Below are 15,015 nucleotides of genomic sequence, written 5' to 3' on the forward strand. Positions count from 1 at the left end.
CTGAAGGGATATCAGTTTTTCCTTAAAATTTCCAAAAAGCTGTAACAATTTAGAATTGTAGTAGTCTTATAAGCATATATCATCAATCAAAAAATTCAATCAAAAATGAACAAGTTATTAATCATTTACGGCTGCGTCCTCTTAAGTAGTTCCGCCGTAGCAAACGACCAGCAAAGTACCCATGCTGTTGTAGAAACACAAACCGAACAGCTCAGTACGTTTGAGAACAATGTAACGCTACTTCAAATAGGTAGCGATTTAAATGAGGCGACCTCAAGATATTATGATATTTGGAGTGAAGGGGCCTTTGAACTTAATTTGAACGAAATAGAGTTCTTGGAAGAAGATGTGGAAGTTGATCTTGGCTTTGACACCTCGGATTATCTTCCATCGGATTTTAATCCCTATGAAACCTATTTTGATTTGAATTCCATTATATACATCGAAGAAGAAACCGAATTGCAATTGGATTTTGACTCCAGTACGCACTTACCAGAGGGATTTGACCCCTATTCGGAAATCGTAGATGTACATTCCATCAATTATATGGAGGAAGAGGATTTAGATCTTGGTTTTAATACGCAGGATTATCTTCCAGAAGGTTTTACACCTTATGAAGCGTATATCGATTTAAATGCCATCCCATATATAGAAACTGAAATTGAGTTGGAATTGGGTAATGGTTTTGAACATACCCTTCCTGAAGGATTTGATCCTTATACAGATGTTTTGGAAGTGACTTCCATCAACTATGTGGAAGAGGAAAACATAGCATTGGGTTTTGATACCGCAGCGTATCTCCCAGAAAACTTTGACCCCTATTCTAGGGTTGATTAGGTAGGATGTAATTTTCATTTTACAAATTTTTGAGTTAGTTAGTTAAGAAAAGCCCTCGGTTCCGAGGGCTTTTTGATTGCCTTAAGGTTTTTGCTTCTTGAATTAGGATATTTCCCCTGCTTAACAAAAAAATAACACAAAAATCGACCAAGTGTAAATGGCAAAAAAAAGCATTTAACACTATCAATCTGACAAAATTTATTGCCCGATATTACAGGGTTCGCAACTGGTAAATTGAGTTTTTGACAACTCCATTATTACCCTCGTTTAACCCTTTCGTTAACAAAAAACTAATTGTAATAATCTTCACAATATGTGGTTATATCTTTGTCCTATAATTAAAAAACGACGGTTATGAAAATCAGAAATATATTAGTAACACTTTTCGCTATAGGCACTATTTTTGCCGCCGCGAACAATAAAAAGAGCGTTGCTCCCGTGGAGCATTTTGACGTAAGTACCTTGGTATTTATTGAAGAAGAAAAAGATCTTGGACTAGGATTTGATACCACCCAATATCTTCCTGAAAATTTTGACCCTTATAGTGGTGAATTTTCACTTGAGGCAATCAATTTTATGGATGCATGTGATGAGATAGAATTAGGATTTGATACTTCCGAATATCTGCCGGAAGGATTTGATCCGTATATACAATAAAGTTAGTTTCATACTATTTTTTTGAGTTAGTTAGTTTAGTTTGTTGAAAGCCTCTCCAGTTGGAGGGGCTTTTGTTTTTAAAACAACAAGGGAATAACAAATTGAAATACCAAAATCAGCAAGCCTACAGCAATTAAGTTAAGTATTACACCAACTCTTGCCATTTGCGGAACTTTTACATAACCGCTGGCAAAGACAATTGCGTTGGGGGGTGTGGCCATGGGGAGCATAAATGCACAGCTACTGGCAATGGTAACCGGTATCAACAAATAAAGAATTGGAATATCCAGTCCAATGGCAATTCCTGCAACTACAGGTATCAACACGGCCACGAGTGCCACATTACTCATCAATTCGGTCATAAACAGCATAAGTGCAATCAACAAAGAAGCGGTAAGCAAAATGCTTATTTCACTAGTCGCTATGGCACCAGCCACTAAATCTACAATTCCGCTGGAAGACATCCCTTTGGCCAGGGCCAGTCCCCCTCCAAAAAGAATTAAGATACCCCAAGCTAGTTTAGAGGTGTCTTTCCATTGAATGATAAAATCCCCTTTTTTAAGATTATAGGGAACCGCGAAAAGCGCAATGGCCGCAAAAATGCTGATCATGGTATCCGAGAGTCCAAGTTTTGGGAAAATACTATTGATCAAGGCCCTAAAAATCCATAGGAAAACAGTGATTCCAAAAATGACCAATACCAGTTTTTCCTTACCAGAAGTTGGCCCCAATTTTGCCAATTCAGTTTGGATAACTTCTTTGGAAGCATTGAATTGAAGATCTCTATTGGGATACATCCATTTGACCAAGACCACATAACAAATCCCGATCATGAGGATGGAAAAAGGTAATCCAATGGTCATCCATTTTAGAAATGAGATTTCGGTGTTGTATTCATTTTCCAAAAGCCCGATCAGTACTGAATTGGGAGGTGTCCCAATAACGGTAGCAATCCCCCCGGCATTGGCTGAAAAGGCAATACCCAACATGACACTTAGGGCAAAGTTTCTATCGTTTTTGGTATATCCATCCTCATCATTGATCAATAAATTAATGACAGACAGGGCAATGGGAAGCATAACCACCGTACTGGCCGTGTTGCTGATCCACATACTTAAAGCTCCTGTGGCAATCATAAAGCCCAAAACCACCCTATCGGGTGTAGTGCCTGTCAATCGAATAATGTTAAGGGCAATTCTTTTATGAAGATTGACCTTTTCCAACGCCAAAGCCATTACAAATCCACCAAAAAACAGAAAAATAATGGGACTGCCGTAATTGGCACCTACCTCTGCAATGGGTAAAACCTTTGCTAGGGGAAATAGAAGCAGGGGCAAAAGGGCAGTAACCGAAATGGAAACGGCTTCGGTGATCCACCAGATCAACATCCAAAGGGCAACGGCAATTACAGGGTCACCTTTTTCTGATACAAGTTCAATAGGTAGGAATGTCAATAGAAGGTAGGCAATTGGGCCAAGTAACAGCCCAACGATTTTGGATTTATCCATAATTGGTCAAATATTCTATGGCCTAAAGATAATCGGTGGAGGGCATATGAAAAAACCTTCCGTTAAGGAAGGTTTAATCACAAACTAAACTCGCTTAATTCAAAGCATAAATGAGCGAACTACAAACTAAAACGCAATCTCGCAAAAAGATATCTTCCACTATACCCAAATTGGGAGGTTCTTCGGGAATAAACAAATTGGTCTCCAGAGGTGCCACCCTCTCTGTTTTCATCCGGATATACATCCAACAGGTTATTGGCTCCAACAGTCAATGAAAGATTCTCAGTAAACGTTTTGGTCACGGTAAGATCGGTAACGAGTTTTCCGGCATATACCGCATCATCGCTTACAGGCGTGCCGTCCACACGGGCATCTCCGTTAAAATCATCAGGATCGGTTACTTCACCAAAATATACATTACGCAACATAAAATCCCATGAATTACAAGTCACCAGATTGGTAAGGTTCAGCTTGGTCCTCGGTTGTGCCAAGGTCAAAAAGGCTTCTTCCTGGCCATCAAAGAACGACCCGCTCAATCCGGCATTTGCAATAAGCTCTGGTACAAAAATGTCTTCCACTTCTGTTTTATTGAACGTTGCAGCAAAATCATTTTTAAGTATGACATCTCCCAAATTGGTCTTGTGTGACAAAACAATATCCACCCCCGAAGATTTGGTATCTATGGCATTGACAAAGAAACGGGCGCTGGTAGCTCCCGCGGACTCAAAAATATTGGTCAGCTCGGGATCACCTCCGTTTCCAAAACTTCCAGAATACACAATTCGATCATCAATATTGATTAGGTAGCCATCAATGGTGATGGTAAAGTCTCCAAATTTTCCGGTAAGGCCAGCACTAAAGCTGTTGGAAGTCTCTTCCCTCAGCTTGTCGATTCCAATTAGAGAAGCGGCTCGACTATCATTAGTAAAGGTTCCTTGTTCAAAAGGCACATTATCTACAAAAACTGTACTGGTTCTGCTAAAGAACTGCTGGTGTAGAGAGGGTGCCCTAAATCCAGAACTCGTTGCTCCCCGCAAGGAAAAATTGTCGGACAATTTAATTCGGGTGGCCAGTTTATAATTAAATGTGCTGCCAAAATCTGAATAGTTCTCGTATCTACCGGCCAGGCTCAATAACCAGTTTTCAGTAAAGTCAGCTTCAAAATCGCCATAAAGCGAAATGTTGTTCCTGAATTTTTCTGTAGCATTTCCCGGGTCATAACCTCTAAACACCTGTGCTCCGCCACCTAGGGTTGCTCCTGTAAAATTATTACGGACCAACATATCATCCGGGGTTACACTGTTTACAGGGTTGCCATTGATGTCGTAACTGGTATAGGAGGATTCTTCACCGGCAACAATCTCATACTTTTCCACTTTATATTCCGCACCAAAAGCTGCGTTGAACCCTTCAAAAATATCCTCGTAAAAACGGTTGAAATCCAAATTGGTGGTGTTTTGACTAAAACCAAGGCCACCAGCATCAAAAGAACGGGGAGTGGCAACTCCCAAAGTTCCATTGCTCGAATTCCCCACAGTAATGTCAAAGGTGTTTTTTCCATAAGTATTGGAAAAATCAACATCCCATTCGTTGATTTTCCCTTTAATTCCGATAGCCAAGGATTGGTCCAAAATGTCCGTTCCAATATTCGGTAGAAAGCCATTGGGGAATGCAGGGGTATTGGCCCGACCATCACCTTGAGCCGGTCTTCTGTAAAAACCGGAGGCCAAACCTTGTCGGTAACTAATTCCTCCAAACCCGTAAATCTCTGTGTTTTCTGATACGGGAATGGAGAGATTGGCAAAAAACTTGCCTTCCCTTAATCGCGAGGTGCCCACTTTAAACCTAAAATCCTTTCGTGTAAGACCACGAGCTGCCAATTCATCTTCATCGGCATCAAAACCTAGCAAATCCCTAAAAGTGGCAATGTCAGTATCATCATTTAGATTAAGCCCGGCAATCTGGTCTTTAATACCCTGATCCAAATAGCCGATTCCTTGGGCGGCATTGGCGTAATCTTGTAAAGTCATATCTGCTACGGTGCCACCCCCAGCTGCAAAAACACGTTCAGCTCCGTGAAATCCGCTAAAAATGTCCCCGGCGTAATCCTTGTTTCTTAAGGCTGGTTCACGGGTGGATAGAGATCCCGTAAAATTGATGTATCCTCTGTCACCTATGGGTAGGCCATAGTTGGCATCCAATTGGAACTTTTCTCCATCACTTCCTCCTTCAAACTGGTTGCTGTTTTCACTGAAATTGGCTCCAGTGGTTAGGGACAGATCTAATTTTCCCGTTGCTTTTTTCAAGACAATATTGATTACTCCCGCAATGGCATCGGAGCCATATTGGGCCGCAGCTCCATCACGAAGCACTTCAATGCGCTGAATAGCTGCAGCTGGGATCGCGTTCATGTCCGTTCCCACACTACCGGCTCCTACGGTACCATTTACATTGATGAGGGCAGTGGTATGCCTTCTTTTTCCATTGATCAAAACCAATACCTGATCGGGTCCTAAACCCCTTAAAGATGCGGGGTCAATATGATCCGTACCATCTGAAACCGTTTGGGATTGGGAAGTAAAAGACGGAGCAACATAGTTCAAGATTTGGTTGACGCTCACTTGTGGACCTTGATTTGCGATAGTACTCACGTCAATAACGTCAACAGGCACTGTGGTTTCGGTTGCCGTCCTATTCGGATTTCTGGAACCTACCACTACCACATCTTCCAAGCGCGCGGCGTCTTCCTCCAGCACTATGGAGATGTTGGATTGCCCGTTTACAGCAACTTCTGTTGTTTTAAAACCGAGATAAGAGATGACCAAGGTTGCATTGGCATCGTCCAATTCCAGGGTAAAATTCCCGTCAAAATCGGCTTGCGTTCCATTGGTAGTACCCTTAACCAAGATGTTCGCACCTGCTAATGGGCTGCCCTGGGAATCGGTTACGGAACCTGTAAGTTCATGCTGCTCTAACAACAAATTGTTGGCGCCAATTTCTATTTTTTTAAGCACTATCTGACTTCCATTGATGGTATACGATAATCCCTCCTTGGAAGCCAAACGATTGAGCACAGGAAATACATTTTCATCCTCCGCACGTAGCGAGGTTTCTTTACTGTCGTTGATTTCCTTAACGTTATAAAAGAACTTGTAACCAGATTGTTCTTTTATTTCTTTAAGAATGTCCTTCAAAGGTGTGTTTTCAAATTGAAAACGCATTTTCTTCTGCGAATACATATCATTCGCAGCGAGCTGACAAATCACGAAGAAACTGAGTAAAAAGCTTAATTTCATCTTTAGTGTCATTTTGTTGCTGGTCACCAAGAAATTGGGTGACTTGAAAACCATGCTTTTTTTCATAATTTTGAATGTTTGATTGTTAATAATCTGAGTTAGCGATCGAATTTGGGGAAGGTGCTGCAACACCTTCCTTTTTTATTTGGATATAGTAATTACATTATTTTCAATTGTATAGGTGAATGGAGTACTTGAGGCTATAGTGCCCAGGACACTGTTGATGGACTCGTTCTCAAATTCTCCTTTGAATATCTCGTCCTCCAAATGCGTAGCATTGTTAATAATGGAAACATTGTGGGAACGTTCTAGTTTGTCCAGTATTTGGGCAAAACTGAGGTTGTCTATGATCAATCTGTTTTCCATCCACCCAGTGTAAATTCTAGTATCCACTCTGTTTTTGGTGATGGAACCATTTTCCTTTACAAATGAAGCTTGGTAACTAGGTGATAGCAAAACCTTGGTATCGGGATTTGAATTTTCATAAACACTTACTGAGCCCTCAACCAAGGTTGTAGCTATTTCTCCATCCGATTTATAAGCAGAAACATTGAATTGGGTCCCCAATACTTCAATGTCCAAATTCTCTGCGTTGACAATAAAGGGACGTTCTTTATCCTTGGCCACATCAAAATAGGCTTCTCCGTTGAGGTAAACCACCCTGTTTTGGGTGGAAGCGTCCAAGAATTGGGGAAACCTGAAACTAGTGCCTGCATTGAGCCATACTTTGGTACCATCAGACAAGGTGAGCTTAAAAGTTTGACCGTATGGGACGTAAATTTCATTGAAGACTAAATTAGTATTGCTATTTTCAGAGGTGCTGCTGAAATCCAATCCTTTATCCTGTTTTGTGGCAATAGGCTTACCGCTTTTATCCAACAGTTGGGTGCTACCGTCCTGAGTGATGACTTGTTGACTTCCATCTGCTAAAGTGATGGTAATTTGCTCCGGCACATCTGAACTTTGTGACTCTGTCTGGACAATGGTCGCCTCAGCTGGTTCACCCACAAATTGTGTGATTAATAGGCCAACAGTTAAAACCCCAATAACAATAGCCGCATATTTCAGCATTCTGGTAAGGGCTATTTTTTTGGACTTTCTTTCGTCAATGGAAGCTAGAAACAACTGGAAAGCTTCGCTTTCATCAAAGTGGTGGTACAGGTTATTTTTAGACCTTTTCTTGATTTCACTTTTAAAGACTTTTAGGTTGTCATTGTTTGCCAAAACCCATTTTTTAAGTTGCTTTCGCTCACTTTTGGAAATGGTACGGTTCAGAAACTTCTCAATTAATTCTTGCATTTTTGCCAATCTTTCAACCTAAAGATGCCGATTTGGCAAAAAACCCCTACGTTTTTTATAAATTTTATACTTTAGCCCATATTTTTTGAAATGAATGAAAAATTACTCATAGCAAAATTGAAGCAGGGCGATGTGTCTGCCTATGAGTATTTGTTCAAGGAATATTACGATTGGTTGTGCAACTATATTTTTCAATTGAGTGGCAATCGGGCCCTCTCTAAAGACCTTGTTCAGGAGGTGATTTTAAAGTTTTGGGAGAAGCGCGAACAGATTGCAATCAAAGGCACTTTGAAGGGTTATTTGTTTCGTTCGTGCCACAACCAATTTTTAATGCACGTACGAAAAGAAAAAAATCGCCCTGACTTATTGGACAGGGTACGTTGGGAGGTTATTTACAATGGCTATACCGAACAAAAAGAAGCGGACGAGCCCATACGTCCTGTAATGGAAAAATTAGAAGAGCTCATTGATAAATTACCCCCAAAATGCAAGGAAATTTTTATCATGAACAAATTGGAGCGCCGAAAATATCGGGAAATTGCTGAGGATATGGGGATTTCCGTCAAAACCGTGGAAAACCAAATGTCCAAAGCCCTACGCATCATTCGAGAGAATGCCTCAATGCTAATGTTATAAAAACAGCTTCTTTTAGGCTGGAGTGACCACCCCATCCTTGGATCTACCCAACTTTATATTGACCAAAATTTCGTGCAAGGTTTCTGTGGCCAAACCATGCAAAACCAATCTATAGGCGGCTGTATAGGTTGAAGTGGGAACCATGGGATGTTTGTTGTTTACCAATCCTAAATGCCCCGGAGTCCCTAAAATTTGTGTGGTATAAATGGCAATGGTTTCATCCAGCTGCAAGGAGTTGGAAGCCCTCACAAAATCGTTGGCGGTTAAAAACAATTGGTAAAATGGCGTGAATAATTCAATGGCCGATCTAAGATCTAAAATATTTGTCCATCTGTTTGGAAATTGGATGTGGTTAAATTGATCTTCCGATACCATCTCCAAATTAAGGTCAGTTTGTTTGGCAATGGTTTGCTCTTTCTCCCTAAGTTCACTATTTAGTTTAATAACAAAGTTGTACAGGTTTAGATCATGATTTAAAAAAAGGTCATCCCGAACGTCTTTAAAATCATAAGGTTTTAATGGACTGGTCGTAACCTGGGTGCCGGGAACATTTTTGGCAATAAATTCCAGAATTTCACTGCCCGCATGAAAATGACGAAAAATGAGCAAATTGGCATCTGGACTTACAAAACGCTTTAATCCCAAGGCCAAAATGCGATGCAGCGCCTTGGAAGAATTAAAAAGCTTCGGCACAAAAAACTTCAGGATATGGATAAAAAACATCGAAATTTTGGACCAAAGCTTGATAAATGGCAATAAATACCGGGTAGACCGGCTGTTATTGTCCCGCATGAGTGCCTGCTTGGTCTGATTGTTTATTGGGATACTACTGTCCAGGTACATGGCCAACCAAGGATTGGGATCCCGGGTGTCATGGTTTTTGATGTCAAATTCCTTATCCATAATGTCACCTAATAATTTCCTAGCTCTTTGAGTTGCAGATGATATAACAAGGCAGTTGTTTTGGCTGTTTTTGCTATTTGTTCTGCCAGCTCCAAATTCATCAAAGGGTGGTTCAAAGCTTCCTCCAATCTATGAAAATGATTCTCGTCCGCTACCCCATGATATGTTAAAAATGAGACCTGGTTGTCTTTCAACTGCAACTGATCTTGGATTAAATTACCCCAATATCCGGCCAATCTTTTGCCTATACCCTCAATAATAAACATGGCTCCTAAAAGGTTGATGGGATTGGGTTTGCTAGCCATTTGAAACATGTAGGATGACAAGGCCATACTGCCAATATTTTTTTCTCCACCCTGAATAAGCTCCAAAGGTTCACCAAGGGCTACAAAGTTCTTTTCAAGTAATTGATAATCCTTGTGTTCCGTTGCGGTATGCCGGATAAAAGCGGAACGCAATTCAAAAAGTTCAATATCTATATTGGAAGCTGCCCGTGAGATCCATTGGGAACCATCAATCACTTGCTGCCTCAAATCCATCAATAGGAGTTTATAGTTTTCCAAGCTTAGGGTACCTTGATGAATCTGCTGTACAATGGGAATCTCTAGCAGTTTGTTTTCAAAATCAATCCAAATTTGTGTCAATTGGCGCACAAGCCATTCCGAGGTAGGGTTATTATCCACATTTAGTTCTGGGGCTTCCACTTTTCTGATGGGATATTTTTGGTTTTGTTCCTGATTGGAACCTACAACCTTGAGCTTCATAAAGGAAGTGATGAACTGCCCACTTTCCGGAACCATACAAATGATGGTGTCGTTTACTTTCAACTTTCCAGAATACATCAATTCTTCCAGCATAATAAAGATGGATGCTGCACCAGTGTTACCTTTTGAGGTTAGATTGCTAAACCATTTTTCCTCCGGAATATGAGCTCCGCCCTTTTCCAAAAGTTCCTTTATAGGTTGCTTAAAATATTGGGAAGAGTAATGGCAACACAACCAATCTATATTCTTCGTGCTCATCTTTCCTTCATCGATCAGGCTAAAATAATGGGATACCCCTACGGCAATTACCTTGTCCAGCAGGCGGGTATTTTGCTTTAGATTAATGGCACCTTGGGCCGAAGCGGTTTCATAATCCGGATAATCCAGCCAACCTTTTATAGATCCATTGTTTTTGGCTACATCACCTACGTACATGCACAAGGGATGTTCATGGGCATGCGATTTTATATCAATCCATTCAATTTTTAAGGAAAGACCTTTAGGATTGGGCTGGTTGGCCAAAACCATTGCGCCAGCCCCGTCAGATAGCATCCATCTGAGAAACTCCGTATCAAAAGGTAAGGAGGTATTGCCCTGCCCTTCAAACCGGGATGCTTTGAACAATCTACTTGCAAATTCGCTGCCAATACACAGCGCATTGGTTTTTTCCTTGGCTTTTATTTGGGAGAAGGCACTTTTGACCGCCATCATACCGCTGGAACAAACACTTTGGAAATTGGCCAATTCGCATTCCGGGATTCCTAGTTCCGCATGGACCAAACTAGCAAATCCGGGAACTGGAAGATCTCCTTGGGTGGTGCCTACGGCAATCATTTCCAAATCTTTTGGCATGATACCGCTTTTTTTCAAGGCATTCTTGGATGCCTCGGCCGCTAGTTCGGCATTGGAATGGGTGCTTTCTTGCTTTTTGTTTAGGGCGTAGTATCTATTTTCAATACCGTTTTGGTCCAAAATCTTGGACTTGACCCTACTGGATTTTCCATTGATCCGGCCCAAATAATCTTCCATCTCATCATTGGAAATGGCCTTGTTGGGCAGAAAACAACCCATTGAATTGATATAAACCTCGTTCATACGCCTTTTAAATTATTGCGTATGGACAAGATAGGGTTATTGGCAAATATAAAATCCCCAAAAATGTATTAAAGTATTCGTAATGTTTGCCAATGGTATGTAATCCATTCAATTAGGATAATTTTATCCCTTGATTAGTACGAAAGGTGGATTTCGATAAAAACTTTGTTTGTCAAATATTTAGTTGAATCGAATCAATATATGATGGAATCTTGAGCAATTTTGGGCAAGGCGTAATCACCGAAGTCCAGGATCAACGAATCTTGATTTGGGTTCTTTTCGGGTAGTTGACTTGCTTTTGTTTTGTATAAAAAGACTTTTTCTAGTTTCTTGAAACCACTTAGGACGGGGATAAAGGAACTTTGAAAATTCGAATGGGTTAGGTTTATCAATTTTAAGTGTTCCAGTTGCGACAAACGCGATATACCATTTCCTGTTATCGATGTGTTATCCAATTTTAAGGTGGTCAAATGCGGTAGGGAGGTGAGCTTTTCAAAAATACCATCGTTTATTTGGGTTCCGCCAAGGTCCAAAACCACTATGTGCTGTTTAATGGGATTAAATATCTCAAAATCGTCATTGGCAAAAGAAGGTTTATTGATACAGGAAACACTTAAAAGGTTAGACGAGTTGCTGATTTGCTGCACATGAATTCCGAATTCCTTGATAGCCCTGATTGAATCCGTATGGGCAGCCACAACGGTTGTATCTGGATAGAAGTAATTTTCTTTTTGGGGGAAAAATGAAAGAAATAGGTCTTTTGGCAATCCCAATTGTCCGATGCTTGTTTCGGAAGGGTTGCCATGGGATATCCAGGTCTTTATAATGGCGATTTCTTCCTTGGTCAACTGGGTTTTTTCTTTGGGAGGCATATGGTCTTCATCATCCATTGGCAATATAAGTCGGCCGTATAAAGGACTTTCCTCTGCATTATTGGGTGCGATGACTTCTCCATTTTCCCCACCGCTTAATATGTCTTCCAATGTATGGAGTTTAAGTCCACCTTTTGATTTCTTTGGATTGTGGCAGCTCACACATTTGTTGTTGAGAACGGGATGAACCACATCTTCATAAAACTGCGAAGTTTCCCAGCTTTCTTCGGTAAGGGCAATAGGTTTTTCCACAAAGATTTCATAACCAAAAAAAGACTTTACACTATTTGGAAATGGTTCAATCAGGTAGCCTTTGCCGTGGGTAATGTCACCACCCAAATGTCCAGTAAATGAAATCAACAGCAGCATCAAGACTGAAAACAGCGCAATTGGAAATTGTTTCAGTAGCTGCAAGAACTGTTTTTCGGCAATTCTGAAATACATCAAAAAGCAAAACAACGTGGTAACGATACCCAGCCATAAATGCCATTTTACCGTATCAAACGCATATCCCTCCCCCCTGTATTGCAAATATCCTGTTACACATGTGACCAAAGAACAAATACCTGCCCAGAAGAATATTAGGGCGATTATTGTTTTGAAGGTTTGTTTCTTACGATCATACCATAGCAACAAAAGCCCTAAAATGATAAAGCCAATGGGTAAATGGACCAATAGCGGGTGTAACCGACCTAAAAATTGTTTCAGTATATCCATGTGGGGAGGGGCTTATTCAATTTTCATCCTTTTTTTCAAGGCATTCATGATGAACACATTGGCTTTCCACTGATCGGCCACCGGAATTTGGGTATAGGGAAGTGCTGGTAAATAGGTGGGTGGACCAAATTCTGAGGTAATTGTTACCACATCCTGTCCTTCGGACCAACGTTTCCGTATGATTTGTTTCCAAATATCCAGATGCCGATCCAATGCTTTTTGCCACTCAGGGGCCGCTGGGTCGTTTACTTGCGGACCTTCGGCATGTCCAACTCGTGCATGTATGTGGTTTGATCGGTCAACAATTTCTTCCAATGACTTGTTTTGGTCTTCTAGAAGGGATTCATGAACCACCATCCAATGGCTTATGTCCAAAGTCAATTTCAAATCCGGGATGAGACTTACATATTTTTTGGTGTCAGGAAGGTTATAGCTGAACCGTCCACGGTGGGTCTCATGATAAATGGGAATGCCACTTTCTTCCGAGATTTTATTCGCTATTTCAATAAAAGCCTTGTTCTGCTCCAGGGTAAAAAAATCACTTCCGGTATGGCAATTGATCAAAACAGGATTCCATTGAACCATCACTTTGAGCTTTTCTTCAAACTGGGTCAAACTTTGTTTGAAGGGGACACTTTTGTTGGTGCCATGCATCAAGTTGAGTAGCAAATTGTGCTTTTTGAGGGCCGCTTTAAGCGCATCTTGACTTTCTTGATTTGAAGGTAACCAGACATCAATGCCGTCAAAACCAGACTTTTTGGCTCTATCACAAAAAGCGTCCCATGACAGGTTGTTTCCCCAATTGGTTTGAAAAAATAATAACTTTTGCTCTTGGGCATGCGAATGTTCCAAAAGAAGAATGAGCAACGCAATAAGAATGTTTTTCATAAATATTTAAAGTTCCCTAAAGGTTTGGTTGGTCTATGCTAGAATATCTTTTATGACGACCCCTTCTACATCGGTCAATCTAAAATTTCTCCCTTGAAATTCGAAAGTGAATTCCTCGTGATTAAAGCCCAGTAAATGTAAAATAGTGGCATGGACATCATGAACAGACACCTGCCCTTCAATGCCTAAAAATCCAATGTCATCGGTTTTGCCATAACATGCTCCTTTTTTTACGCCTCCTCCTGCCATCCACATGGTAAAGGCATCCCCATGATGGTCTCTACCTTTGAATCCCATTTCCTTGTTACCCCTGTTTTCTTGCATAGGTGTACGTCCAAACTCACCACCCCAGACAACCAAAGTTTCATCAAGCAGTCCCCGTTGCTTTAGATCCAATAGCAAAGCTGTAATGGGTCGATCTATTTCACGGCATTTGTTTCGCAAACCAAGGTCAACAGCAGTGCTGTGGTCCGTACCATGGCTGTCCCAGCCCCAATCAAACAATTGTACAAAACGAACACCGTCCTCCACTAATTTTCGAGCTAAAAGACAGTTGTTAGCGAAGGATTCCTTGCCAGGTTCCACGCCGTACATTTCCTTGATGTTTTCCGGCTCATTTTCAATATTCATAACCTCAGGAACTGCAATTTGCATACGATAAGCCATTTCATATTGATTGATGCGAGCCAGAATTTCCGGGTCTGCATATTTGGTGTACTCTTCCTTGTTGATCTTGTTGATGGCCTCAATGGTGCTTTTTTTCAAATCTCGGGAAAGCCCTTTGGGATCTTCAATATAAAGAACGGGATCTCCTTCAGATCGGCACTGCACGCCTTGATATACCGAAGGCAAAAATCCACTTCCCCATACACTCTTGCCAGCATCTGGAGTATTTCCTCCTGAGGTCAAGACCACAAAGCCCGGTAAATTTTGATTTTCAGACCCTAAACCATAAGTGGCCCAGGCTCCAATACTAGGTCTTCCCAACCGGGGACTTCCGGTATGCATGAACAATTGTGCAGGGCCATGGTTAAATTGGTCCGTATGTACCGCTTTTAGAAAAGCTACTTCGTCAATTACCTTTTTAAAATGAGGTAAATAATTGGATACCCAATTTCCTGATTCACCCTCTTGTGAAAATTTGGCCTGTGGCCCCAGCAATCTTGGAGTTCCTTTGATGAATGCAAATTTTTTCCCTTGCAACAGTGATTCCGGACATTCTTGATTGTTCAAGGTATGGAGCACGGGTTTGTAATCGAACATTTCCAATTGGGAGGGGGAACCTGCCATATGCAAATAAATGACGGACCTCACTTTGGGAGTGTATGGAGGGGGTAGTGTAGCCAGTGGATTTAAATCCCGTTCCGAAAAGGTGATTTTTTGCTTTTCAATCTTTTGCCGCAAAGGGTCACAACCTAAAAAGATGGAGCCTAATGCCAGCCCTCCAAGACCGGCCGCACAATCTTTGATAAAGTGCCTTCGGGTTTTGGCTTGGGCATCCCGCATTAATTTCTCTCGAATAAGTCGTTCTATTGGATCCATG

Annotated in this window: 11 protein-coding genes; 3 read left to right on the top strand and 8 right to left on the bottom strand. The window is 41.1% G+C overall.

From position 1 onward, the window contains the following. Window positions 1-105: 105 nt before the first annotated feature. Complete coding sequence (locus FGG15_RS16320; RefSeq protein ID WP_138838156.1) at window positions 106-837, top strand: hypothetical protein; 732 nt, start codon at window positions 106-108, stop codon at window positions 835-837. A gap of 354 nt (window positions 838-1,191) precedes the next feature. Then, window positions 1,192-1,494: a hypothetical protein gene (locus FGG15_RS16325; RefSeq protein ID WP_138838158.1), complete on the top strand. Its 303-nt coding sequence runs from the start codon at window positions 1,192-1,194 to the stop codon at window positions 1,492-1,494. A 77-nt stretch (window positions 1,495-1,571) separates the two neighbouring features. On the opposite strand, the gene FGG15_RS16330 is transcribed toward FGG15_RS16325, so the two are convergent. The 3 genes from FGG15_RS16330 to FGG15_RS16340 form a co-directional block, all read right to left on the bottom strand. Next, on the bottom strand, window positions 1,572-3,002 hold the full coding sequence (locus FGG15_RS16330; protein WP_138838159.1) for an SLC13 family permease: 1,431 nt from the start codon (window positions 3,000-3,002) through the stop codon (window positions 1,572-1,574). 119 nt (window positions 3,003-3,121) lie between these two features. Next, a complete protein-coding gene (locus FGG15_RS16335; protein ID WP_237561846.1) occupies window positions 3,122-6,364 on the bottom strand; it encodes a TonB-dependent receptor domain-containing protein in 3,243 nt (1,080 codons plus the stop codon). A 75-nt stretch (window positions 6,365-6,439) separates the two neighbouring features. Further along, entirely contained in the window at window positions 6,440-7,597 is a 1,158-nt protein-coding gene (locus tag FGG15_RS16340) for a FecR family protein (protein WP_138838161.1), read from the bottom strand. Between the two features lie 90 nt (window positions 7,598-7,687). Here FGG15_RS16340 and FGG15_RS16345 point away from each other — a divergent pair, with 90 nt between their 5' ends. Continuing rightward, window positions 7,688-8,233: an RNA polymerase sigma factor gene (locus FGG15_RS16345; protein ID WP_138838163.1), complete on the top strand. Its 546-nt coding sequence runs from the start codon at window positions 7,688-7,690 to the stop codon at window positions 8,231-8,233. Between the two features lie 12 nt (window positions 8,234-8,245). Here FGG15_RS16345 and FGG15_RS16350 read toward each other — a convergent pair whose 3' ends face one another. The 5 genes from FGG15_RS16350 to FGG15_RS16370 all read right to left on the bottom strand — a co-directional run bounded on the left by FGG15_RS16350 (window position 8,246) and on the right by FGG15_RS16370 (window position 15,014). Then, entirely contained in the window at window positions 8,246-9,136 is an 891-nt protein-coding gene (locus FGG15_RS16350; RefSeq protein WP_138838165.1) for a DUF6999 family protein, read from the bottom strand. Between the two features lie 8 nt (window positions 9,137-9,144). Then, complete coding sequence (locus FGG15_RS16355; protein ID WP_138838167.1) at window positions 9,145-10,995, bottom strand: 3-oxoacyl-[acyl-carrier-protein] synthase III C-terminal domain-containing protein; 1,851 nt, start codon at window positions 10,993-10,995, stop codon at window positions 9,145-9,147. A 194-nt stretch (window positions 10,996-11,189) separates the two neighbouring features. Beyond that, complete coding sequence (locus FGG15_RS16360) at window positions 11,190-12,584, bottom strand: c-type cytochrome domain-containing protein (RefSeq protein WP_138838169.1); 1,395 nt, start codon at window positions 12,582-12,584, stop codon at window positions 11,190-11,192. A 12-nt stretch (window positions 12,585-12,596) separates the two neighbouring features. Beyond that, window positions 12,597-13,472: a sugar phosphate isomerase/epimerase family protein gene (locus FGG15_RS16365; protein ID WP_138838171.1), complete on the bottom strand. Its 876-nt coding sequence runs from the start codon at window positions 13,470-13,472 to the stop codon at window positions 12,597-12,599. A gap of 33 nt (window positions 13,473-13,505) precedes the next feature. Continuing rightward, the gene (locus FGG15_RS16370; protein ID WP_138838173.1) at window positions 13,506-15,014 is read right to left on the bottom strand and encodes a DUF1501 domain-containing protein; all 1,509 of its coding nucleotides are present in this window, start codon (window positions 15,012-15,014) and stop codon (window positions 13,506-13,508) included. Window position 15,015 lies beyond the last annotated feature (1 nt).

This window comes from Flagellimonas algicola (assembly GCF_005937185.1).
In the GTDB taxonomy this organism is placed as follows: Bacteria; Bacteroidota; Bacteroidia; order Flavobacteriales; family Flavobacteriaceae; genus Flagellimonas; species Flagellimonas algicola.

Coding starts and splice junctions, on each gene's coding strand:
- FGG15_RS16320 (WP_138838156.1), top strand. CDS start 106: ATGAACAAGTTATTAATCATTTACGGCTGCGTCCTCTTAAGTAGTTCC.
- FGG15_RS16325 (WP_138838158.1), top strand. CDS start 1,192: ATGAAAATCAGAAATATATTAGTAACACTTTTCGCTATAGGCACTATT.
- FGG15_RS16330 (WP_138838159.1), bottom strand. CDS start 3,002: ATGGATAAATCCAAAATCGTTGGGCTGTTACTTGGCCCAATTGCCTAC.
- FGG15_RS16335 (WP_237561846.1), bottom strand. CDS start 6,364: ATGAAAAAAAGCATGGTTTTCAAGTCACCCAATTTCTTGGTGACCAGC.
- FGG15_RS16340 (WP_138838161.1), bottom strand. CDS start 7,597: ATGCAAGAATTAATTGAGAAGTTTCTGAACCGTACCATTTCCAAAAGT.
- FGG15_RS16345 (WP_138838163.1), top strand. CDS start 7,688: ATGAATGAAAAATTACTCATAGCAAAATTGAAGCAGGGCGATGTGTCT.
- FGG15_RS16350 (WP_138838165.1), bottom strand. CDS start 9,136: ATGGATAAGGAATTTGACATCAAAAACCATGACACCCGGGATCCCAAT.
- FGG15_RS16355 (WP_138838167.1), bottom strand. CDS start 10,995: ATGAACGAGGTTTATATCAATTCAATGGGTTGTTTTCTGCCCAACAAG.
- FGG15_RS16360 (WP_138838169.1), bottom strand. CDS start 12,584: ATGGATATACTGAAACAATTTTTAGGTCGGTTACACCCGCTATTGGTC.
- FGG15_RS16365 (WP_138838171.1), bottom strand. CDS start 13,472: ATGAAAAACATTCTTATTGCGTTGCTCATTCTTCTTTTGGAACATTCG.
- FGG15_RS16370 (WP_138838173.1), bottom strand. CDS start 15,014: ATGGATCCAATAGAACGACTTATTCGAGAGAAATTAATGCGGGATGCC.